The organism is Paraburkholderia flagellata (genome assembly GCF_021390645.1).
GTDB lineage: Bacteria > Pseudomonadota > Gammaproteobacteria > Burkholderiales > Burkholderiaceae > Paraburkholderia > Paraburkholderia flagellata.
In genome coordinates this window covers 1,203,067-1,224,959 of record NZ_JAJEJT010000001.1, presented here as the reverse complement: position 1 = coordinate 1,224,959, position 21,893 = coordinate 1,203,067, and the positions used below count along the sequence as shown (strand labels likewise).

Sequence of the window (21,893 nt, the reverse complement as noted above, 5' to 3'; positions counted from 1 at the left end):
GGCCGCGTGCACAAACGTGGCGCGATGACGCGAGGCACGTCGCGAAGCGAGGATGAACTCAGGAAGTGCGGCGGCGGTCGTCGAAAAGGAACGACAATCCGACGCTGCCGAGAATCAGCACGGTGGCGACGACGGTGCCGCCCGTGACCGGCTCACCGAGCAGCAGCGCGCCAAGCGCGACGGCCACAACGGGGTTCACGTACATGCAACTGCTCGCAACGAGCGGGCTGGTATGACGGATCAGAAAGCCATAGGCGACATAGGCCGCCATCGTGCCGATGAAAAGCAGGTAGAGGAACGCCACGAGCGGCAGGACATGCAACTCGCCCATGCGTTCGCCGCTGATCCACGCGACCGTGGTCGAAATGGCGCCGCCGAGGCCGATCTGCAGCGCCGTCGCGATGAAGAGATCGGTGGGCAACCTGAGCTTGCCCGCCAGATGCGCGCCGATCGCCCAGAAGAGCGCGCCACACAGGATCGCGAGGCTGCCGCCCGCCGAACCGGAGGCACCGCCGCCATGACTGAGGATCGCAATACCGACGAGGCCGAGCGCGACCGCGGCCCATTCGGCCTTCGCGACGCGCCGCCCGGTCACCGCCGAGATCACGGTGGCGAAGAGCGGCACCGTGGCGACCATCACGGCCGCCGTGCCGGTGCCCACGGTCCGCATGCCGTAGGCGAGCATGCCGCTCGACAGGCCCACGAGCAGCGTGCCCACTACGCCCGCGTTGCGCACTTCGAGGAGCGTCGGCATGACGGGTCGCCGGCGCATTGCAAAGACGAACAGGCCGATCCCGGCGAGCAGATTGCGCAAGCCGGAGAGCAGGAGCGGCGGGAACGAATCGAGCGCGACCTTCACGCCGAGATACGTCGAGCCCCAGACGAAGTAGACGACGCCGAGCGAGAGCGCGACACGCCCGGCGCGCGATTGCGGCAGCCGCACGCCACGCACGAAGCGCCATAGCGCGGTTGCGGCCTGCAGGGCCGTTGCGATGATGGATTGGGGGCTCACGCGGGAAGGCAAACGGGGAGGCATCGTCATTTTGCCGCGGCACGTGAAGGGCAGAACCGCGGGCGCCCCGGCGGCAAGGCGGCGGGACGGGTGAAGCTCGACAGCATGGTGCAGATGCGCAAGAACGCGAAAAAGGACGGAGTACGAAGGACACCCGAGACGGGCGAACCGCATTATGCAACAACGCCGGTCGCCGCGGATGCTTTCAGGATGCTTTATGCGCGGTGCTTCGTTGCGTTCGTGTCACAGTGCGAAGCGCAAGTGGGAACAGCCGATCGCGCACCATATCGCTGTGCTGCGACAGCGTCGCGCCAGGTTTGTGAGATCGTGCTAGCATGACCAGATCTTTCGTTTAACTTTCATTCACCTTATTTCAGACACGCCGCTCGCCATGCTTTCGCTCGTTTCGCGCCTCGTCCCTGCCATGCCGCCGCGCAGTTTGCGCAGCGCGCCGGTGCGCGCGCGAGCCGGCCGCGAGCGAGCGGCGGCGTGGCCTCTGTCCTCCCGCCCGCGCGCCCTGCCTCCCGTTTCTGCCCCGCTTCGCGCCGCCCGGCGTCCGCACTGAACCTGCCTCCCCAATTCATCGGAGCCGTTCGGTCGGGCTCCGGGCCGATCCGTTGCGCCCCGCTGCGGCGCGCGCCCCATTGCGCAATTTCGCCCGCCAGCCCTCGCCGTTACCTCGACTTTTTTCTGGATCGCAAGGAGAACCGTCATGTCGAAGAGAATCCGCTACCTCACCGAACTCGACGTCGCCCGACTCGAGAAATGCGCCGCTGAACCCGGCGCCGCCCCTGCCCGCCAGGTCATGCTCGACGAAGTGCTCGAACACGCCGTGATCGTGGAGCCGCGCGACGTCGCCGCCAATGTCGTGACGATGAACTCACAGGTGACGCTCGTGGACGAGCGCAACGGCGAAGCCCTCACGTACACCGTCGTCTATCCCCACGAGGCGAATGTCGACGCCGGGCGGCTGAACGTGTTCTCGCCGGCGGGTCTCGCGCTCCTTGGTGCGAAGCGCGGCAACGCCGTGCGCTTCACGACGCCGGGCGGCGCGGTCGAAACACTGAAGATCGAGCGCATCCTGTTTCAGCCTGAAGCCTCGAAGGATTTCAGGCTGTAAGTTCCGCGCGCCGCTTTGCGTCGTACTACATCGCGCGCGAGACGGCACTTGCCAGATCGTCGCAGCCCGGTGTATCGTTTGGCCTTGCTTACGCGGGGGTCCTGCGTCATGCGCCGCATCGAACGAAAGTCGTGCAGCGTATTGCGCGGGTGAGAAATACCCTTTGAACCTGATCTGGATAATGCCAGCGCAGGGAAGCGTCCGGACTTCGCCGCATCGCTCAACGCCTCACCCATCACAGCGAAGTCCGTCCACGTTCCGTCTCGTCTCCTGCTAAGCCGCTGTTCCCACTTGGCTTTCCATGGAGAGAGACGCATGAACGCGAATCCGAAATTCATTTCCGCCAACGCGCACGTCGACGAAGCCGCGATCGCGCCGCTGCCCAATTCCCGCAAGTTCTACGTGACCGGTTCGCAGCCCGATATCCGCGTGCCGATGCGCGAAATCACGCAGGCGGATACGCCCACGGGGTTCGGCGGCGAGAAGAATCCGCCGATCTATGTCTACGACACCTCGGGTCCGTACACCGACCCGGAAGCGAAGATCGACATTCGTGAGGGCCTGCCTGCGCTGCGTCAGGGCTGGATCGAAAAGCGCGGCGACACCGAAGCGCTGCCGGGCCTCTCCTCCGAATACGGCCGCGAGCGCGCCGCCGATCCCGCGACGGCCGAACTGCGCTTCCCCGGCCTGCACCGCACGCCGCGCCGCGCCAAGTCCGGCAAGAACGTCACCCAGATGCACTACGCGCGTCAGGGCATCATCACGCCCGAGATGGAATACATCGCGATTCGTGAGAACCAGCGCCGCGCCGAGTATCTGGAAAGCCTCAAGGCCAGCGGTCCGAACGGCGCGAAACTCGCCGCGATGATGGGCCGCCAGCATCCGGGCCAGGCGTTCGGCGCCGCGGCCTTCGGCGAGAACGCGCTCAAGGAAATCACGCCCGAGTTCGTGCGCGACGAAATCGCACGCGGCCGCGCGATCATCCCCGCGAACATCAACCACCCGGAAAGCGAGCCGATGATCATCGGCCGCAACTTCCTCGTGAAGATCAACGCGAACATCGGTAATTCCGCGGTCACGTCGTCGATTGGCGAGGAAGTCGACAAGATGACGTGGGCGATCCGCTGGGGCGGCGACACGGTCATGGATCTCTCGACCGGCAAGCACATCCATGAAACGCGCGAGTGGATCATCCGCAACTCGCCCGTGCCGATCGGCACGGTGCCGATCTACCAGGCGCTCGAAAAGGTCAACGGTAAGGCCGAAGACCTCACGTGGGAAATGTTCCGCGACACGCTCATCGAACAGGCCGAGCAAGGCGTGGACTATTTCACGATCCACGCGGGCGTGCGTTTGCAATACGTGCCGCTCACGGCGAACCGCATGACGGGCATCGTCTCGCGCGGCGGGTCGATCATGGCCAAGTGGTGCCTCGCGCATCACAAGGAGTCCTTCATTTATGAGCATTTCGAAGAGATTTGCGAAATCATGAAGGAATACGACGTGAGCTTCTCGCTCGGCGACGGCCTGCGTCCCGGCTCGATCTACGACGCCAACGACGAAGCGCAGCTCGGCGAACTGAAGACGCTTGGCGAACTCACGCAGATCGCGTGGAAGCACGACGTGCAGGTGATGATCGAAGGCCCGGGCCACGTGCCGATGCAGCTCATCAAGGAGAACATGGATCTCCAGCTCGACTGGTGCAAGGAAGCGCCCTTCTACACGCTCGGGCCGCTCACCACCGACATTGCGCCGGGCTACGACCACATCACCTCGGGCATTGGCGCCGCGATGATCGGCTGGTTCGGTACGGCCATGCTTTGCTACGTCACGCCGAAGGAACACCTGGGGCTGCCGAACAAGGACGACGTGAAGGAAGGGATCATCACGTACAAGCTCGCGGCGCATGCGGCCGATCTCGCGAAGGGCCATCCGGGCGCGCAGGTGCGCGACAACGCGTTGTCGAAGGCGCGCTTCGAGTTCCGCTGGGAAGACCAGTTCAACCTCGGTCTCGATCCGGACAAGGCGCGCGAGTTCCACGACGAAACGCTGCCGAAGGACTCGGCCAAGGTCGCGCACTTCTGCTCGATGTGCGGCCCGCACTTCTGCTCGATGAAGATCACCCAGGACGTGCGCGACTTTGCCGCGAAGCAAGGCGTGAGCGACGACGAAGCTCTGAAGAAAGGCATGGAAGTGAAGGCGGTCGAGTTCATCAAGCAAGGCGCGGAGATTTATCAGCGCCAGTAAGCTCACCAAGTCCACGCGGGCCCTCGCGGCCCGCCGAAACATTTTCTAACGACTCCCACAACTCTCTGACAAGAGCACACACCCGGATACGGGTCGCCTGCCTACGATGAGGGTATTGGAGGTGCGGCGCGCGCGAAGCGCATGTCGCACCGCACACTCAGGCGCACTATGCGTGGGGAGTCGAAAAATGAAAACGCTCAAACGTGCAGGCACGCTGCTCACGGTGACGACACTCGTCGCCGTGCTGGGCAGTCTTACCGCATGCGACGACATGTCGAGACGCGACCGCGATACGGTAATCGGCGCGGGCGTGGGCGGCGTGGCCGGCGCTGCGATTGGTGGCAATGCGCTCTCCACCGTGGGCGGCGCGGCAGTCGGCGGCGTGATCGGCAATCAGGTTGGCAAGTAACCACGAGTAAGCATCAAGGCCGGACGAATCGACGATGCGGCTAGACGTTTAGCCTCACGATCGAAGCGACGGCACGCAACAGTAACGACACGACAGGCAACACGCCATTCAAGGCGTGCATCAGGGAAGGATGCGCGGCGCAGACCCTCACGGGCTGCGCCGCGTTTGCTTGGGGCTAGCACTTGGGTCAAGCATCACCGCACGCGCCGCGCGACGTGAAACATTCGCTTGAAACATACGGATAACGAGCCGCAACGCAAAACGCACATGTACGGCGTAAGCTCGAACGATCAAACGGCCCGCGCCTGAAGGCGATAACCTGCGCGGCCGTGCGCCACTCGCGGAGCCCGCCATGAAACGTCCGACTGTGCTTGTGCTCACCGCCGCGAGCATGCTCCCCGCACTTTCCGGCTGCTACTACTACGCTCCCTACGGCTACCCGCCCTACTACTACGGCACCGTGCCCGTAGCCGCTACACAGCAGGAAACCGCAGTCGCGCAAACCGCGCCGAACCCCGCGCCAGCCGCCGTGCCCGACGCACAGTATCCAGGTCCGCTCTATCCTTCGCCGCCCGTTGCGATCGCCGTGCCCGCGTGGCCAGCTTATCCGGCCTATCCCGCGTATTACCCTTACCCCGCGTACGGCTGGGGCTGGGGCGCGCCCGCCGTTTCGTTCGGCTTTGGCTACTGGAGCGGTGGCGGCGGACACTGGCATCACTGACGCTCCCGCACCAGACTACGCCGCGAGACGCACCGCAAAACGGTGCCGGACCGTACTTTCCCTCCTTGACGCTCCCGTTTCGTTATCTATCCTCCAAGTGGGCTAGCGGGGATTGAAGCACCGCCTTAACTCGGCCGCCTGGCCGGGCACTGAACTCCACAGCCGACGACGCGCCCCGGCGTATGCAGCCACACTGCTGCGCCGATAACGAACCAGCATAAAGGAGACGTGATGTTCCACCAGCTGCTGACCCCTATCGGCAATTCGCTGCTGTTTTCGTTTCTCATCGCCGTGCTGCCCATTCTCACCGTGCTAGCCCTGCTCGGCTGGGCGCGGCGGCCCGCCTGGCAGGCCTCGCTCGCGGGGCTCGTGGTCGGTCTGATCGTCGCGATCGCCGGCTGGCAGTTCCCGGTCAATCTCGCGATCAGCTCGGTGCTCGCAGGCGTGGTGTTCGCGCTATGGCCGGTGATGTGGATCGTCGTCACGGCGCTCCTGCTCTACAACATCGCGCTGCGCTCGGGCCGCTTCGCGGCGTTTCGCATGTGGCTGCTCGACAATCTGCCCAATGACCGGCGCATCGTGCTCGTCGTGGTCGGCTTCTCGTTCGGCGCGCTGTTCGAAGGGATTTCCGGCTTCGGCACGCCTATCGCCATTACGAGTTCGCTGCTCATCATGCTCGGCTTCCCGACGCTCGAAGCCCTGACCTTCACGCTCATCTTCAACACGGCGCCCGTGGCGTTCGGCGCGCTGGGCGTGCCGATCACCGTGCTCGGCGCAGTCACGCACCTGCCCTCGGACCTGCTCGGCCAGATGGTCGGCCGCCAGTTGCCGTTCTTCGCGTTGCTGCTGCCGTTCTACGTGATCACGATCTACGCGGGCATGAGCGGCATGCTGCGAATCTGGCCTGTGCTGCTCGTCGCGGGCGGCAGCTTCGCCCTCACGCAGTTCGTCACCTCCAACTACATCAACTACAGCCTCACCGACGTGCTCTCTTCGCTCGTCTCGCTGATCCTCACCATCCTGTTCCTGCGCGTGTGGAAGCCCGAGCCCGACCCGCGCTTCGCCATCAAGGTCGATCGCGCGAAGGAAACGCGCGGCGCCGTGACGGGCGCGCAGGGCTGGTATCCGTGGATCATCGTCGCGGCCGTGGTGATCATCTGGACCGTCGCGAAGATCTTCACGATCGGCGACGTGAAAGTGCCGTGGCCGGGCCTCGACAAGGCCGTGTACATCACGCTCTACAACACGCCCTATGGCGCGATCTGGGACTTCCAGCCGCTCGCCACCGGCACGGCGATTCTCGTTTCGGCGATCATCACCGCGTTTGTCGTGCGCCTGAAGCCCGCCGATTTCGGCAGCGCGATCGTCGATACCTGGGTGCAGACGCGCATCGCCATCCTCACGGTTGCGACCATCGTCGGGCTCGCGTTCCTCATGAACTACTCCGGGCTCACCTATACGCTGGGTCTCGCCGTGGCTTCGGTCGGCGCGTTCTTCCCGCTCGTTTCAGCGTTCCTCGGCTGGGTCGCGGTGTTCCTCTCGGGCAGCGACACCTCGGGCAATGCGCTGTTCGGCAACCTGCAGGTGGTGGCCGCGAAACAGCTCAACCTCAATCCCATCCTGATGGCGGCGACGAATTCGTCGGGCGGCGTCATGGGCAAGATGATCTCGCCGCAAAACATCGCAACCGGCGTCGCCACTACGGACCTCAAGGGCAAGGAAGGCCACGTGTTCGCGAAGACCTTCAAGCACTCGATCTTCTTGACCGTGCTGCTCGGCATCCTCGTGTGGCTGCAGCAGAATGTATTGACCTGGATGATTCCGCACTGAGTACACAGTGCGCTTGCATGAAAAAACCCGCCTGCGCTTCCCAGCGCAGGCGGGTTTTTCTTTTGCCACATCCAGTCAGCCAGCTGTTGCTGGCTTGAGCGCTAGGCTCAATGCAGTTCGTCGACCACGAGGCTCATGATCTCCTGCGCCGGGCGCGACGAATCGACCTGGCCGCTGTCGTCAACGATCGCAACGCGCGTCTGGTTGTCCGTCACGGCGCGCACGTTCAGCTTGTACTGCTTCGCGATCTTTTCCTTGCGGCCGTGGAAGATCTGGTTCCAGAAACCCTGTTCGTCCGAGCTCAGATCCTTCGGATCGACATAGCGCACGTAGTAGATGCCCTTCGTGCGATCGCGGTCGTCCACCGTGAAGTTGGCGCGATCGAGCGCGATGCCCACGCGCACCCAGGCGCGGTCGTACGGCTCGCCGAGCGTGAGTTCGCTCGACGTGTACTGGCCCGAAGTGCCCTGCGCGCCCGAGTTCGACGAGCCGCTGCCCGATTGCTGGCCCACGGCTGCGACGTTCTGCGCGGCAACGGCGGCCGCTGCGGCGTCCGCGCCCTTCGCCTTCGCGTCGGTGCCCTTGCTGTTGGCCTTGGCGTCGGCTTCGGCTGCGACCTGCGCGTCGGGCACGCCCGGCTTCGCGTTCGCGAGCGTCATCATGAGGCGCTTGAGGTACTCGGCTTCGAGCGCCGGGTCATTCGGCTTCGGCACCCACTTGCTGGTGTCGTTATTGGTGCCCGAGAGCTGTTCGCTCAGACCCTTCTGGCTGATGAACACATAGGTGCCGCCGGTGGGCGACGTTTCGAGACGCGTGCGGTACTTGTTGCGCTCGGCGGTCACGTACGAGTTGCCCGTGGCCCACGAAAGCGTGTTGCGGATGAGGCCGTCGCTGATCTTCGGATGGGTTTCGTTCCAGTCCGTTTCCATCACGCCCTTGTCGCGCTGGTCGACCACGAGCAGGAAGCCTTGTTCCTGCCAGAAGCGGCGCACCTGCGCCCAGACCTGGTCGGGCGTGCGGCTGTCGATGACGAGCCAGCTTTCCGTGCCGTCACGCTGGATATGCATGCCCGGCACTTGCGGGACCACCTGGCTCTGGTCGGACACCGGCGCCGCGGCCTGGGTCTGTTTGAGCGAGGATAGCGAGGTTTCGCCGCCCTGCGGCGCGAGAGAGCGCTGGTCGGACGCTTCGTCGAGCATGTTTGGCGGCACAGCGAGCGAGGACTGCTTCGCCTTGGCGTCACTACGGTAATCGATCTTGCCTGGCGTCGGCGAGCTGCAGCCGGCGACCAGCCCGCCCGCCATCAGAAGCGCAAGCGCGCGTGCGGCAAGACGTTGATGAAAATCACTCATGTTCGGGTAATCCCTTCGGCTACGCCACGGCCAGTTTCCGTGGATCAACCAAACATTTTACCGGTCCGGCGGCCCGCTGTGCAAAAACCACGGCGTGGCACTTAATCCAGGTCCGGCATCGGCCGCCGCGACGCGCCAACCCAACCTGCTCGTAACATTCATCCACATTCGATCCGGCACCCCGAGCCTGCTGACCCGCCAAAAATTCCCTTTTTGAATCAACGCCCTAACTGCGATCCACGCCGAAACGCCCCTTTGCGCTGTGCCGCCCTGCCAGCCCGGGCCGCTTGCGAGCACGACCCCGGTGCTAATTTCACATCGAAATCTCAAAAAAGAGATTCGTAAAAAGCAGGACCGGAGAGCGTCATGAAAACTTCCAGCCTCACCCAGGCGGGCCGCGCCGCGGCCTTCGTCTGCGCGCTCAGTTGCCTGAGCTTCGCCGCCGCGCCGGCTCGCGCCGCGCTCGGCGACACCGCAGCGGTGCCGGCCGGCGCCGCGCAGCGCACTGTCGGCGGCGGCGCGGGCCGCGTCATCAGCTATGTCGACGACGGCGGCACGAGCATCAACGAATATGTGGGGAGCGCGACCGGCACGGTCTTCGCATACACGTGGCAAGGGCCGGCTCATCCCAACGTGGAAACGCTGCTCGGCCGTTATGCAGTCGACTGGCGCAGCGCCGCCGCGGCGCTTCACGCCGCAGGCCGCGACGGCCTGCACGCCGCGCGCGTGGAGGGCGCCCAGGTCGTGGTCGAGACGGCCGGCCACATGCGCGCGTACGTGGGACGCGCGTGGCTGCCTGCCGCGCTGCCCGCTGGCGTGAGAGTGGGGGACCTGCAATGAGGGCCCGCACCCAGCGCCAATTACGCGCGCCCGGCATCGGCCAGAGCGTCTCCCTCTTCCTGCTTTGCGCCTTAATGACGGCTTGTGGCGGCGGCGGAAGCAGCGCAACCGCCTCCGCGAGCACAGGCGCCAGCGCGCCCGCTAGCGCCCCAGCCTCCGCAAGCGCGGCAAGCCCCGCGAGCACGCCGTCGGCCACCAGCACGAGCAACTCGGTGCCGCAATCGACCACGCCCAACGTCGTGACGGTCACGGTCGGCCCGACGCCTACCTCGACACGCAACATGCTGATGACGAGCGTCACGGTCTGCGTGCCGGGCACCTCGACCTGCGCGAGCGTCGGCAACGTGCAGGTCGATACCGGCTCGCAGGGTCTGCGCCTGCTGGCTTCTGCGCTGCCGGCGGGCTTCGCATTGCCCGCCGTGCAGGCCGGCACGGGATCCGGCATCGCAGGTGAATGCGCCGTGTTCGGCACGGGTTATACGTGGGGAGCGGTGCGCAGCGCCGACGTGAAACTCGCGGGCGAAGCGGCCGCCTCGCTGCCGATCCAGTTGATCGCCGACCCGGCCGTGCCCGCCTCCGCACCAGCCGGCTGCGCCGGCAGCGGTCTCGCGATGAACAGTGCCACCACGCTGCGCTCGAACGGGATCCTCGGCGTGGGACCGTTCAGCGCCGATTGCGGCGTGTCCTGCGTGCGGGCGGCAGTCACGCCGTGGTACTACGCCTGCCCGGCGAGCGGCTGCACGGCGAGCGCGCAACCGCTCGCGCAACAGGTCAGCAACCCGGTGGCGGCCTTTGCCACCGACAACAACGGCGTGGTCATCGACCTCCCGGCCGTAGCGGACGGCGGCGCGTCCGAGGTTACCGGGTCGATGATCTTCGGCATCGGCACGCAGGCGAACAACACGCTCGGCAGCGCGAGCGTGCTGCGCGCGAATTCGGGCACCGGCTATGTGAAGACGACGACATCGGACGGCACCGTCTACTCGCTGAGCTATCTCGACACCGGCTCGAACGCGCTCTACTTCAACAACTCGACGATGACGCGTTGCGGGTTCTGGTATTGCCCGAGTTCGCCCGCGAGCTTCGGCGCGACGATCGCCGGCATCGACGGCGTGGGCGCTTCGGTGACCTTCTCCGTGGCGAGTGCGACCTCGCTCCTCGCCACCGGCAACTGGGCGTTCAGCAATCTGGCGGGCTACAACGCCAACGCGTTCGGCTGGGGGCTGCCGTTCTTCTTCGGGCGGCGAGTGTTCACGGCGATCGCCTCGCAGGCCACGCCTGCCGGCGAGGGACCGTTCTTCGCGTTCTGAGCGCGCCGGCAGTGACAACGGCCGTCACAAACGACGAAGGCCTCTTGCGAGGCCTTCACGAGTGCAGATTGCGTGGACGACGAAACGCAACAGCGAACCGCGTGAGTTCGCCTTAGTCGTTCGCGGCGTTCGGGTCGGGCGTGGTCTTCGCGAGCGGCGCCGGCGCGAGCCAGCGGAACGTCGCGAGGCCAGACTCGTTGAAGGTGCACTCCGCTGCCGTCGGCGTGACGGCGGCCTTCTTGATGCCGAGCTTCGCAGCCAGCGCCGCAACCGGCGTGGTCGGCTTGCCCCCAGCGGCGCCGCCCTCGGCGGTGGGAGCCGTGGGAACCGAAATCGTGCCGGGCAACGCCCCCGCCTGCACCATCGGCGCGCTGATCGTCGGCGCCTGCGGGACGTTCTGCCCGGTAGCGGACACCGCTGCCGATGCGGCCGGTGCAGACGCCGCAGCTGGCGCCGATGCAACCGCAGCGCCCGACGCCGCGCCGTTCTCGAGTTGCCCTTCGATCACCACGCGCGCGCCACGATACGTCGTCGCGCTATGCGTGACTTTCAGGTCGCCGAGCGTCGTATCGGCCAGGCGGTTACGCATCTCCTCTTCGCAGGTGCTGGTATTGCGGTACTGCGCCGCGCATCCCGCGAGCAGGGTGACGGCGGCCGCGAGGCCGACGAAGCAGGCGTTACGTTTGTTCATCGCTCATCCGTTTTTCAGGCTGCGGCAATTGTAGCGTACGAGGCGGGGAATCCCTTACGGCGCTCGCCCCCGCGCGCGAGCCTGCTATCATCGCTGCTGTATATCCGTACAGTGCCGCGCGTGCTTCCCGACTCTCCCGATCCGTTCTACTACCTCGCGAACTTCGAGCGCGCGCTGGCGTGGCTCGACGCACGCTGCGCCGACCTGTTCGACGACGCCGAGCGCCGCTTCGCCGACGATTTCGCTCGCATGCCCCAAGCGTCGCGCGCGCTCTTCGTGCGCATGCTGATGCGCAAGGGGCCCCATTTCCGCGCAAGCCGTCTCGCGTACGACGAGATCGGCTGCCCGCGCGCGGCGGCGGCTTCGCTCGTTGCGGCGGGTTGGCTCGACGCAGCGCCCGCGCTCGATCTCGACGCGCTCGCCGCGCTTGTGACGAAAGCCGAACTGCAGGCGCTCGCCGAGCGCCTCGGTATCGCGCTGGAACCGCGCGCCACGCGGGCGGCCTCGCTCGAAGCGCTCGCCGCGCACTACGCCGTCGCGCCCGAGCCGCGCGACTGGCATGCGTGGTTTCCAGCCTCGCCCGACACCGTGCTGCTATTCGCGAGCGCGCCGCTCTGCGAGCGCCTGCGCCTCATGTTCTTCGGCAACCTGCATCAGGACTGGTCGGAATTCGTGCTCGCCGACCTCGGCGTCTATCGCTACGAAAGCGTGCCCTTCGACCGCGCCTCGCGCGCATTCCAGCGACGCGAGGACATCGACACGTATCTCGCGCTGCGCGATTGCCGCGACGGCTTCGACAGCGCCTCCCAAGCCCTGGACTCCGATGCCGCCGCCGTCGCCATCGCCGTGACACTCGATACGCTCGACGCGCTGGCCCCGCGCACGCATGCCAACGCGTGGCTGCGCGCTCGCCACGACAAGCTGCGTCACGCCACGGGGCTCGCCGCCGAGCGCGCGGGCGAACCCGAACTCGCGTGGCGCGCCTATCTCGACAGTGGTCATCCCGAATCGCGCTACCGCCGCGTGCGCGTGCTCGAACAACAGAGCCGCCGCGAGGAAGCGCTGGCGCTCGCGCAGGCCATTGCCGATGCGCCTGAAAACGAAGAGGAAGCGCAGCGCGCGGCGCGCACACTCGGGCGTCTCGCGCGCACCCGAGCGAAGTCGAAGACGAGCACCGAGGCGGGGTTCGTGCAACTCGAACTCACGCTGCCCGCGGCGCCCGGGGAACTGCGCGTCGAGGAAGCCGCGCGCCGCTCGCTCGCCACGCCGCAAGCGCCGGTGTTTTACGTCGAGAACACGCTGATCAACGCCCTCTTCGGCCTGCTCTGCTGGCCTGCGCTGTTCGCGCCGCTGCCTGGCGCGTTTTTCCATCCGTTCCAGCGCGGACCCGCCGACCTCCACGCCGCAGACTTCGTCGCACGCCGTGCTTCGCAGTTCGAAGCATGCCTCGCCGAGCTCGAAACCCACGCGTACCGCGACTCCATCCTGCAGCGCTATACGCAAAAGGCCGGTATCCAGTCGCCCTTCGTCGCATGGCCCGCACTGAGCGACGAACTGCTCGCGCTCGCCCTCGACTGCTTCCCCTCCGCGCATCTGCGCTTGTGGTTCGAGCGGCTGCTGCGCGAACCCGTTGCCAACCGTTCCGGCCTGCCCGATCTCGTGCGCTTCTGGCCGCACGAGCGGCGCTACGAACTGATCGAGGTGAAAGGCCCCGGCGACCGCCTGCAGGACAACCAGCGCCGTTGGCTTGCGTATTGCGTGCAGCACGGTATGCCGGTTTCCGTGTTGCAAGTGCGCTGGCCCGACCTGGCGGACGAAGCCGACGAAAGCATCGTCCAGTCCTTGCGCGCGCCATGAGCTACACCGTCGCCGTGCGCACGCTGTGCGAGTTCACCGCGAAGCGCGGCGACCTCGACTTGCGCTTCACGCCCTCGCCCGATGCGAGCGATGGCCGCGCCGGCCACGCGGCCATCGCCGCTCGGCGCCCGCCCGGCTACGAGACCGAGATCGCGCTTTCCAGCACGTTCGAATCGCTCACCGTGCGCGGCCGCGCCGACGGCTATGATCCCGAGCGCCGCAGGCTCGAAGAATTCAAGACCTATCGCGGCGACCTCGAAGCGATGCGCGAGAATCAGCGCGCGCTTCACTGGGCGCAGTTGCACGTCTACGGCGCGCTCCTGTGCGACAAGCTGGGCCTCGATACGCTCGAACTCGCTTTGGTGTACTACGAGATCGGTTCGGGCCGCGAGACGGCGCTCGTCGAGCATGCGAGCGCGTCGGAACTGCGCGCCGCGTTCGAAACCCAATGCCGCCGCTTCGTCGCCTGGGCCGACCAGGAGAGCGCACACCGCGCCGCGCGCGACGCCGCGCTCGCGGCACTGTGTCTGCCGCACCCGCAATTTCGAGCCGGCCAGCGCGATCTCGCCGAAGCGGTCTGGCGCGCGGCCACGCAGGGACGCTGTCTGCTCGCGCAGGCGCCTACCGGCATCGGCAAGACCATCGGTACGCTCTTTCCGCAGTTGAAGGCTTGCCCGCGCGCGGCCATCGACAAGGTCGTGTTTTTGAGCGCGAAAAGCTCAGGGCGTCAGTTGGCGCTCGATGCGCTCGCCACGCTGACAAACGCGCAAGACGAGGCCGCCGCCGGTACGCAACGAACGACCATTCCCTTGCGAGTGCTCGAACTCGTTGCGCGCGAGAAGGCTTGCGAGCATCCCGAAGCGGCGTGTCATGGCGAATCATGCCCGCTGGCGCGCGGCTTCTACGATCGTCTGCCGCCCGCGCGCGCGGCGGCGCTCGAACGCGTGCGGCTCGATCGCGCAGCACTGCGCGAAGTGGCGAGCGAGCACGCCGTCTGCCCGTACTATCTTGGCCAGGAACTGGCGCGCTGGAGCGACGTGATCGTCGGCGACTACAACTACTGGTTCGACACGAGCGCCATGCTGTTCATGCTCGCCGCGCACAACCAGTGGCGCGCGAGCGTGCTCGTGGACGAGGCGCACAACCTCCCCGAGCGCGCCCGCGCGATGTACTCGGCGGAACTCGTGCAAACGCGCATCGACGTCGTGCGCCGCGCAGCGAGCGCGCCGCTCAAGCGTGCGCTCGCGCGCCTGCAGAAGCACTGGAATGCGCAAAACGCGGAAGATCCCGGCGCCTGGCGCGCGAGCGACACCTTGCCCGAAGGCCTCGTCACCGCACTCGGCGACGTGATCGGCGCGATTGGCGATCAGCTCGCCGAGCCAGCGCTTGTGCGCGACCCTGAACTCGAACGCTTCTATTTCGACGCCCTGCACTTCACGCGCATTGCCGAACGCTTCGATACGCATTCGCTCTTCGACGTCACACCGCTTGCGAATCAGAACGCTCGCCAGGCGCGTTCGACGATCGCAATCCGCAACATCGTGCCCGCGGATGCCTTGCGAGCGCGCATCGCCACGGCACACAGCATGACGCTCTTTTCGGCGACGCTCTCGCCCACGCATTACTACAGCGACATGCTCGGCCTGCCCGCGAACACGGTGAGCATCGACATCGACACGCCGTTTCGCGCCGAACAGCTTGACGTACACATCGCCCGCCATATCTCGACGCGTTTCAAGGACCGCGAGCGTTCGCTCGAAGCGCTCGTCGCGCGCGTGTCAACACAATATGCCGAGCGACCCGGCAACTATCTGTGCTTTTTCAGCAGCTACGACTATCTGCAGCAAGCCGCCGATCTGTTCATGGCTCGCCATCCGCAGGTGGACGTGTGGTTTCAGTCGCGCACCATGGACGAAGCGGGCCAACGCGCCTTCGTCGCGCGCTTCGTGGAAGGCGGCTGCGGCATCGGCTTCGCGGTGCTGGGCGGCGCGTTCGGCGAAGGCATCGATCTGCCGGGCACACGCCTGATCGGCACATTCATCGCCACGCTCGGCATGCCCCAGGTAAATGCCGTGAACGAGGCAATGCGCGCGCGCATGGATACGCTATACGGCGATGGCTTCGACTACACATACCTGATTCCGGGCTTGCGCAAGGTCGTACAGGCCGCCGGCCGCGTGATCCGCACCGAACACGATCGCGGCGTCGTGCACCTGCTGGACGACCGCTTCGCGCAGCCCGGAGTGCGTGCGCTGCTGCCCGCGTGGTGGCGCATCGCTTCCGGTTGATCCGGATTCCTGATCATCATCGAATAAAAGAGCCAGCGCACCTTTCGGTGCGCCAGCGGTTTTCCCGCACGATCAAGCAGGCTTCGCCTTCCCCCCGCTCTTGCCGCTCTTCTTCGGAGGAGGCGGCGGTGGCGGATCACCTTCCATGTCGTCAGCGGCAATTTCGTTCGCGACTTCATCGACAGGCGGTGTCGCCGCTTTCTTCGCCTTCTTCGCGGACTTGTTCTCCTTCACGTCGGGCGGCACGGCGATCCTGCTGATCGTGACCTCGTCGTTCGTCTTGTCGTAGCCGATCTCGACGGTATCACCCGACTGCAGCGCGTCGCCGAGTATCTCTTTCGCGAGACGCGTTTCCACTTCCTGGCGAATCTGCCGCTTGAGTTCGCGCGCGCCGAACTCCGGCTGATAGCCGGCCTCCACGAGGTGATCGACGAGCGTTTGCCCCATCAACAGCGTGATGCCCTGCGCGGCCGCCGTGCGCGTGACGCGCTCGAGCTGTATCCGCACGATCGCGCGGATGTTGTCGCGCGAGAGCGCATGAAACACGATGATCTCGTCGATGCGATTGAGGAACTCGGGCCGGAAATAGCCCTTGAGCACCTTCATGAGTTCGGCGCGGACCGTCTTCTCGTCGAGGCGCGACTTCTCGGGGCGCTCGAGGTTGTCCATGATGATCGATGCGCCGAGGTTGCTCGTGGCGATCAGTATCGTGTTACTGAAATCGACCACGCGGCCTTTACCATCCGTCAAGCGCCCATCGTCGAACACCTGCAGCAGCACGTTGTAGACGTCGGCGTGTGCCTTTTCGATCTCGTCGAGCAGAATCACGCTGTACGGGCGCCGCCGCACGCGCTCGGTGAGTTGGCCACCCTCGTCGTAGCCCACGTAGCCCGGCGGCGCGCCGATGAGCCGCGCCACCGCATGACGCTCCATGTACTCGCTCATGTCGATGCGGATGATGGCCTGTTCGTCGCCGAACACGGTTTCCGCAAGTGCCTTCGCAAGCTCGGTCTTGCCAACGCCCGTCGGCCCGAGAAACAGGAAGGTTGCGATCGGCCGGTTCGACTGACCAAGACCCGCGCGCGAGAGGCGAACGGCATCGCTCACTGCGACGACGGCGTCTTGCTGGCCCACCACGCGCTCGCGCAGCGTTTCTTCCATCTTGAGCAACTTCTGGCGCTCTTCCTGTGTGAGGTCTGCAACCGGTATGCCGGTGAGCCGCGACACGACCTCGGCAATCGACGCCACCGTAACCTCTAGCGTTTCCGAACCCGTTTTGCGCTGCCAAGCTTCGGTCAGCGCTTCGAGTTTTTCCTGCTTTTCGTTGATGCGCTCCTCGAACCCTTTCGCTTCGTCGAAGCGCTTGCGCGAAGCCGCGTAATCCTGCTCGCGCTTGAGTTGCGCAATCTCCGCTTCGAGTTCCTGCATGTCGGCGGGACGCGAAGTCGAGCCGATGCGCACGCGCGCCGCTGCCTGATCGATCAGATCGATCGCCTTGTCCGGCAAAAAGCGCGACGTGATATAGCGATCCGACAACTCGGCGGCGGCCACGAAGGCGTCGTCGGCGAACGTCACCTGATGGTGCGCTTCGAGTTTGTCGCGCAGGCCGCGCAGGATCACGATGGTCTGTTCGACCGTGGGCTCCGGCACGAGGACGGGCTGAAATCGCCGTTCGAGCGCCGCGTCTTTCTCGATGTACTTCTGATACTCGTTGAGCGTCGTGGCTCCTATCAGGCTCAACTCGCCGCGCGCGAGCGCGGGCTTCAACACGTTGGCAATGTCGAGCCCGCCTTCGCCGCCACCCTGCCCCGCACCGACGATCGTGTGCAATTCGTCGATGAAGAGAATCAGTTCGTCGTGCTTGGCGGTCACTTCGTCGATCAGTTGCTTCGCGCGTTCCTCGAACTCGCCGCGGTATTTCGCGCCCGCGACCATCGAATTGATGTTCACTTCCACGAGCCGCTTGCCGCGCAGCACCTCCGGCACGTCGCCGTTGACGATCCGCTGCGCGAGCCCTTCGACGATGGCGGTCTTGCCGACGCCCGGCTCGCCGATCAGCACCGGGTTGTTCTTCTTGCGCCGCGCGAGCACCTCGATCGTGTTCTCGATTTCTTGCGCGCGGCCCAGCACCGGATCGAGCTTGCCCTGCCGTGCCATGGCCGTGAGGTCGCGGCCGAACTTGTCGAGCGTTGGCGTGCCCGTGGGCGCATCCACGCGGCCGTCCTCTGCGCCCTTGCCCACCACCTTCACGACCTTCTGGCGCAGCGCCTCGGGCGTAACGCCGTATTTCTTGAGCAGCGTGCCCGCAATGCTGTCGGGTACGGCAGCGAGACCGATCAGCAGATGCTCGGGGCCGACGTACGAGTGGCCGAGATCGCGCGAAGCCTGAAACGCGAACTGAAACGCCTTTTTAAGGCGCGGCGAAATCGTCATCTTGTCGATGGGCGCGTCGGGCGAGGCCGTACCCTTTTGCGCATGCTGATCGATATAGCCTTTGATGTCCTGCGGCGAGAGCTTCAACTCCTTCAGGAGTGCTGCGCAAACATCGGTGTCGGCGAGCACGTACAGCAGATGTTCAGTGTCGAGTTCAGTACGCTGCAATTCGTGGGCTTTTTCCGCGGCGCGCTGCAGGATTTCGAGCGTCTGCTCGCTGAACGCATCGGTCGCGTCTACGGATTCGCGCGGCACCTCGGCGGAGAGATCGTCCCCGTCGCCGTCATGCTCGTCCTCGCCGCCCTGTCCGCCGAAAAAGCGCGACAGTCCGCTGCCGCCCAGCAGCGAGTCGAACGGGTTGAGCATGCTTTGGTGACGCATCAGTTGGCGGTAGTCGTAGTCGCAGATCGACATGGACTTGCGCTGCCCGTTTTGCACGACAGTCACGCGCGCGACTGCGGGCCGGGCATTACAGATTTCGCAAAGAGTGGGCATGGTCGGCTTGTCTCCGGAGGATCGGAATCGCGCCGCCGAAGTTGGCAAACCCCGGGCACACCCTCGCGGCGCGATTCGGTGCAACGCGACAGTGCATAGAGCGGTTGCACCAGCAAAGCGACAAATCGGCGAGCACGCGCAGGAACACAAATGCGGCGCAGTGCTGAGGCTGACGATGACCTTGCGGACGGAAGGAATCGCGCGCGTCGCGCGCGTATGCCGCCCAACACAGGTGCGAACGATTGTGGCAGGAAACGATTGCCAACGCGTCGAACATGCGCCGCTGAATGTGCGGTTGATGATCGACCATAGCAAAGAAAAAGGGCGGGACATGAGTCCCGCCCTGAGAACGCGCTCGGGGCGCGTGAGGAGAGCAACTACGCGTGACGGTCATCCGATGCGTCGCAATGTCACGCGCGGTGCAAGAACACTTTCATCAATCTCACTGCGCAGGCACGTTTGCAATCGTGGTTCTCGCGTGCTTCACAGTGGTCGCTCAGCGGCGGTTCGACCCCGACACGACGTCGATCCACACGGCGAGCACGAGAATGCCGCCCTTCACAATCATCTGCCAATACGCGTCCACGTCGAGCATCGACATGCCGTTATCGAGGCTCGCCATCACGAGCGCGCCGATCAGCGCGCCATACACGGTGCCGGAGCCGCCGCGCATCGACGTGCCGCCGATGAAGCAGGCCGCGATCGCATCGAGTTCGCCCATCGTGCCCGCCGAAGGCGAACCGGCCGCGAGACGCGCCGTATTGACGATGCCTGCGAACGCGCACATGAGACCCATGAGTGCGAAGATCGCGAGCTTCACGCGGTTCGTGTTGACGCCAGAAAGACGCGTGGCTTCGAGGTTCGAGCCCACCGCGTAGATGCGGCGGCCGAACACCGTTTGCGTGGCGATCCATGTGAAGATACCGAGCAACGCGAGCAGCAGCAGAACGGGCACCGGAATGCCGCCGTAGCTATCGAGCATCAGCACGAACGCAAGCAGGATCGCGCCCGCGCCGACGATCTTCACACCGTCCTGCCAGAGCGGCACGACGCTCAACTGATAGCGCCTGCGGTTCGCACGCTGGCGCACCGTGAGCACGGCAAGCAGCACAAAGAGCGCGAGCGCCAGCACGTCGCCCGCCACGCGCGGCAAATAGCCCTGGCCGAGAAACACGAAGTGATCGGACACCGGCGCGATGGTCGAACCGCCCGTGATGCCGAGCAGCACGCCGCGAAACGCGAGCATACCGCCCAAGCCCACGATGAACGACGGCACGCGACGGTATGTCGACCACCAGCCGTTGAACAGCCCCACCGCAACGCCGAGCACGAGCACCACCGGCACGGTCACGCCGATGGGCCAGCCGCGGTTCACGTCGAGAATGGCGGCCACGCCGCCGAGCAGGCCCAGCAGCGAACCCACCGAGAGGTCGATCTCGCCTGCGATGATGACGAACACCATGCCGCACGCGAGCATGCCCGTGATCGACATCTGCCGCAGCAGATTCGAGACGTTGCGCGGCGTGACGAACGCGCCATGCGTGAGCAGCGAAAAGAACAGCCAGATCACCGCCACTGCGAGCAGCAGCGCGAGGATCTTGTAGCGCGCGAAGAGTTGCTGGAAGCGCATGGCGAAACCATTGCCACCTGGCTGATGTTCTTCGCGCGCGCTTTGGGTTGTGACGTCGGGGGTCATACTGCACTCGCTGTATCGGGTTGGGCGCGCACGCTCTGGATCGCCGCGCCAAGAATGTCTTCCTGCGTGAGGTCTTCGTTGACGAAGTCGCCGCGCAACTCGCCTTCGCCGATCACGAGCACGCGGTCGCTGATGCCCAGCACCTCCGGCAGTTCGGACGACACCATCACGATCGCCACGCCGCGTTTGGCGAGCTGGAAGATGAGCTTGTAGATCTCGTACTTCGCGCCGACGTCCACGCCGCGCGTCGGCTCATCGAGGATCAGCACCTTCGGGTCGGTGAGCAGCATCTTGGTGAGCACGGCCTTCTGCTGATTGCCGCCGGAAAGGCTCGCAATCGACAGCATGGGGTTGGCCGCGCGCACGGAAAGGCGCTGCATTTCCGTGCGGATCGTGTCGAGTTCGGCGGCTGTGTCGATGCGTCCGTGCTTCGAGAAACGCTGCAGCACCGAGAGCGTGATGTTGTGGCCCACGCCGAGTTGCGGCACGATGCCGTGGCGTTTGCGGTCCTCGGGCACCATGGCGATGCCCGCCTTGATCGCGTCGAGCGGCGAGCGGATTTTCAGCGGTCGGCCTTCGAGCACGACGGTCGCCGTGCATGCGCCCGCATAGGCGCCGAAGATCGCCTGCATGGTCTCCGTGCGGCCCGCGCCCACGAGCCCGGCCACGCCCAGGATCTCGCCGCGCCGCACCGCGAACGACACGTCGTCCACACGCTTGCGGCGCGGATTCGTCACGTCGTAGCAGGTCACGTTGCGGGCCTCGAACACGACGTCGCCAATGTCATGCGGCTCGCGTGGAAAGAGATTGCGGATCTCGCGTCCTACCATCATCGCGATGATGCGGTCGGTGGTGAGCGTCGCCATGGGCTCGGTCGCCACGTGGCGGCCGTCGCGGATCACGCTCACCGTATCGCACACGGCCTCGACCTCGTCGAGTTTGTGCGAGATGTAGACGCACGCCACGCCACGGCGCTTCAAATCGCGCACGATGTCGAGCAGGATCTTCGTTTCCGCCGCGGTGAGCGAGGACGAAGGCTCGTCGAGAATCAGCAGCTTCGCGCGCTTGTTCAGCGCCTTCGCGATCTCGATGAGCTGCTGATGGCCGCCGCCATAGTTCATCACCGGCTGCGCCACGTTGATGGCATCGATGTTCAACTCGCGCAGCAATTCGTCGGCGCGCTGATACATCGCCGCGTAATTCATGCGGCCGCCCGGCAGCGTGATTTCGTTGCCGAGAAAGATGTTCTCGGCCACTGAAAGCTCGGGCACGAGCATCAATTCCTGGTGGATGATGACGATGCCCGCACGTTCGGTGTCGCGCACGTTTTGCGCTTCGAGCGGCACGCCCTCCCAACGGATCTCGCCGCTCCAGGTACCGTGCGGGTACACACCCGAAAGCACTTTCATGAGCGTGGATTTGCCGGCGCCGTTCTCGCCGCACAGGCCCACGCATTCGCCGGGCCGCACTGTGAGGTCAATGCCGTCGAGCGCTTTCACGCCCGCAAAGGACTTGACGATGCCGCGCATCGTCAGCAAAGGTTCGGTCATACGCTGCTCACTCGCTGCGAAGGCCCGCGCGACACCATCGCC

15 protein-coding genes and 1 riboswitch are annotated in these 21,893 nt (G+C 65.4%); of the genes, 9 read left to right on the top strand and 6 right to left on the bottom strand.

The window, feature by feature from the left end; genetic code table 11:
- Positions 1-58: 58 nt before the first annotated feature.
- Entirely contained in the window at positions 59-1,042 is a 984-nt protein-coding gene (locus L0U83_RS05335; protein WP_233881240.1) for an EamA family transporter, read from the bottom strand.
- Positions 1,043-1,724: 682 nt separating this feature from the next.
- On the opposite strand from L0U83_RS05335, the gene L0U83_RS05330 reads away from it, so the two are divergent.
- The 5 genes from L0U83_RS05330 to L0U83_RS05310 all read left to right on the top strand — a co-directional run bounded on the left by L0U83_RS05330 (position 1,725) and on the right by L0U83_RS05310 (position 7,339).
- Entirely contained in the window at positions 1,725-2,132 is a 408-nt protein-coding gene (locus tag L0U83_RS05330) for a GreA/GreB family elongation factor (RefSeq protein WP_233881238.1), read from the top strand.
- 84 nt (positions 2,133-2,216) lie between these two features.
- Positions 2,217-2,346, top strand: a riboswitch (TPP riboswitch).
- Positions 2,347-2,447: 101 nt separating this feature from the next.
- On the top strand, positions 2,448-4,379 hold the full coding sequence (gene thiC / locus L0U83_RS05325) for a phosphomethylpyrimidine synthase ThiC (RefSeq protein WP_233881236.1): 1,932 nt from the start codon (positions 2,448-2,450) through the stop codon (positions 4,377-4,379).
- 187 nt (positions 4,380-4,566) lie between these two features.
- On the top strand, positions 4,567-4,788 hold the full coding sequence (locus L0U83_RS05320; protein ID WP_233881234.1) for a YMGG-like glycine zipper-containing protein: 222 nt from the start codon (positions 4,567-4,569) through the stop codon (positions 4,786-4,788).
- 352 nt (positions 4,789-5,140) lie between these two features.
- Complete coding sequence (locus L0U83_RS05315) at positions 5,141-5,509, top strand: hypothetical protein (protein WP_233881232.1); 369 nt, start codon at positions 5,141-5,143, stop codon at positions 5,507-5,509.
- Between the two features lie 231 nt (positions 5,510-5,740).
- On the top strand, positions 5,741-7,339 hold the full coding sequence (locus tag L0U83_RS05310; protein ID WP_233881230.1) for an L-lactate permease: 1,599 nt from the start codon (positions 5,741-5,743) through the stop codon (positions 7,337-7,339).
- Between the two features lie 107 nt (positions 7,340-7,446).
- Here the strand turns inward: L0U83_RS05310 and bamC are convergent, their stop codons facing one another.
- Complete coding sequence (bamC, locus tag L0U83_RS05305; protein ID WP_233881228.1) at positions 7,447-8,691, bottom strand: NlpB/DapX family lipoprotein; 1,245 nt, start codon at positions 8,689-8,691, stop codon at positions 7,447-7,449.
- 366 nt (positions 8,692-9,057) lie between these two features.
- On the opposite strand from bamC, the gene L0U83_RS05300 reads away from it, so the two are divergent.
- Both L0U83_RS05300 and L0U83_RS05295 read left to right on the top strand, forming a co-directional pair.
- Positions 9,058-9,531: a DUF2844 domain-containing protein gene (locus L0U83_RS05300; RefSeq protein ID WP_233881226.1), complete on the top strand. Its 474-nt coding sequence runs from the start codon at positions 9,058-9,060 to the stop codon at positions 9,529-9,531.
- Between the two features lie 212 nt (positions 9,532-9,743).
- Entirely contained in the window at positions 9,744-10,841 is a 1,098-nt protein-coding gene (locus L0U83_RS05295; protein ID WP_308445022.1) for a DUF3443 domain-containing protein, read from the top strand.
- 112 nt (positions 10,842-10,953) lie between these two features.
- Here the strand turns inward: L0U83_RS05295 and L0U83_RS05290 are convergent, their stop codons facing one another.
- On the bottom strand, positions 10,954-11,532 hold the full coding sequence (locus L0U83_RS05290) for a hypothetical protein (protein ID WP_233881222.1): 579 nt from the start codon (positions 11,530-11,532) through the stop codon (positions 10,954-10,956).
- A gap of 120 nt (positions 11,533-11,652) precedes the next feature.
- Here L0U83_RS05290 and L0U83_RS05285 point away from each other — a divergent pair, with 120 nt between their 5' ends.
- Entirely contained in the window at positions 11,653-13,389 is a 1,737-nt protein-coding gene (locus L0U83_RS05285) for a VRR-NUC domain-containing protein (protein WP_233881220.1), read from the top strand.
- Positions 13,386-15,677, top strand: coding sequence for an ATP-dependent DNA helicase (locus L0U83_RS05280; RefSeq protein ID WP_233881217.1), 2,292 nt, complete (start codon positions 13,386-13,388; stop codon positions 15,675-15,677). Before L0U83_RS05285 ends, L0U83_RS05280 begins: the two co-directional genes overlap by 4 nt.
- A 72-nt stretch (positions 15,678-15,749) precedes the next feature.
- On the opposite strand, the gene L0U83_RS05275 is transcribed toward L0U83_RS05280, so the two are convergent.
- The 3 genes from L0U83_RS05275 to xylG form a co-directional block, all read right to left on the bottom strand.
- Positions 15,750-18,605 carry an ATP-dependent Clp protease ATP-binding subunit gene (locus L0U83_RS05275; RefSeq protein ID WP_233881215.1) on the bottom strand — a complete coding sequence of 952 codons (2,856 nt, stop codon included), beginning with the start codon at positions 18,603-18,605 and terminating at the stop codon, positions 15,750-15,752.
- Positions 18,606-19,101: 496 nt separating this feature from the next.
- Positions 19,102-20,301, bottom strand: a complete 1,200-nt coding sequence (locus L0U83_RS05270) for a sugar ABC transporter permease (protein WP_233881214.1) — start codon at positions 20,299-20,301, stop codon at positions 19,102-19,104.
- On the bottom strand, positions 20,298-21,839 hold the full coding sequence (gene xylG, locus L0U83_RS05265) for a D-xylose ABC transporter ATP-binding protein (protein WP_444544254.1): 1,542 nt from the start codon (positions 21,837-21,839) through the stop codon (positions 20,298-20,300). The genes L0U83_RS05270 and xylG overlap by 4 nt, the downstream gene beginning before the upstream one ends.
- Positions 21,840-21,893 lie beyond the last annotated feature (54 nt).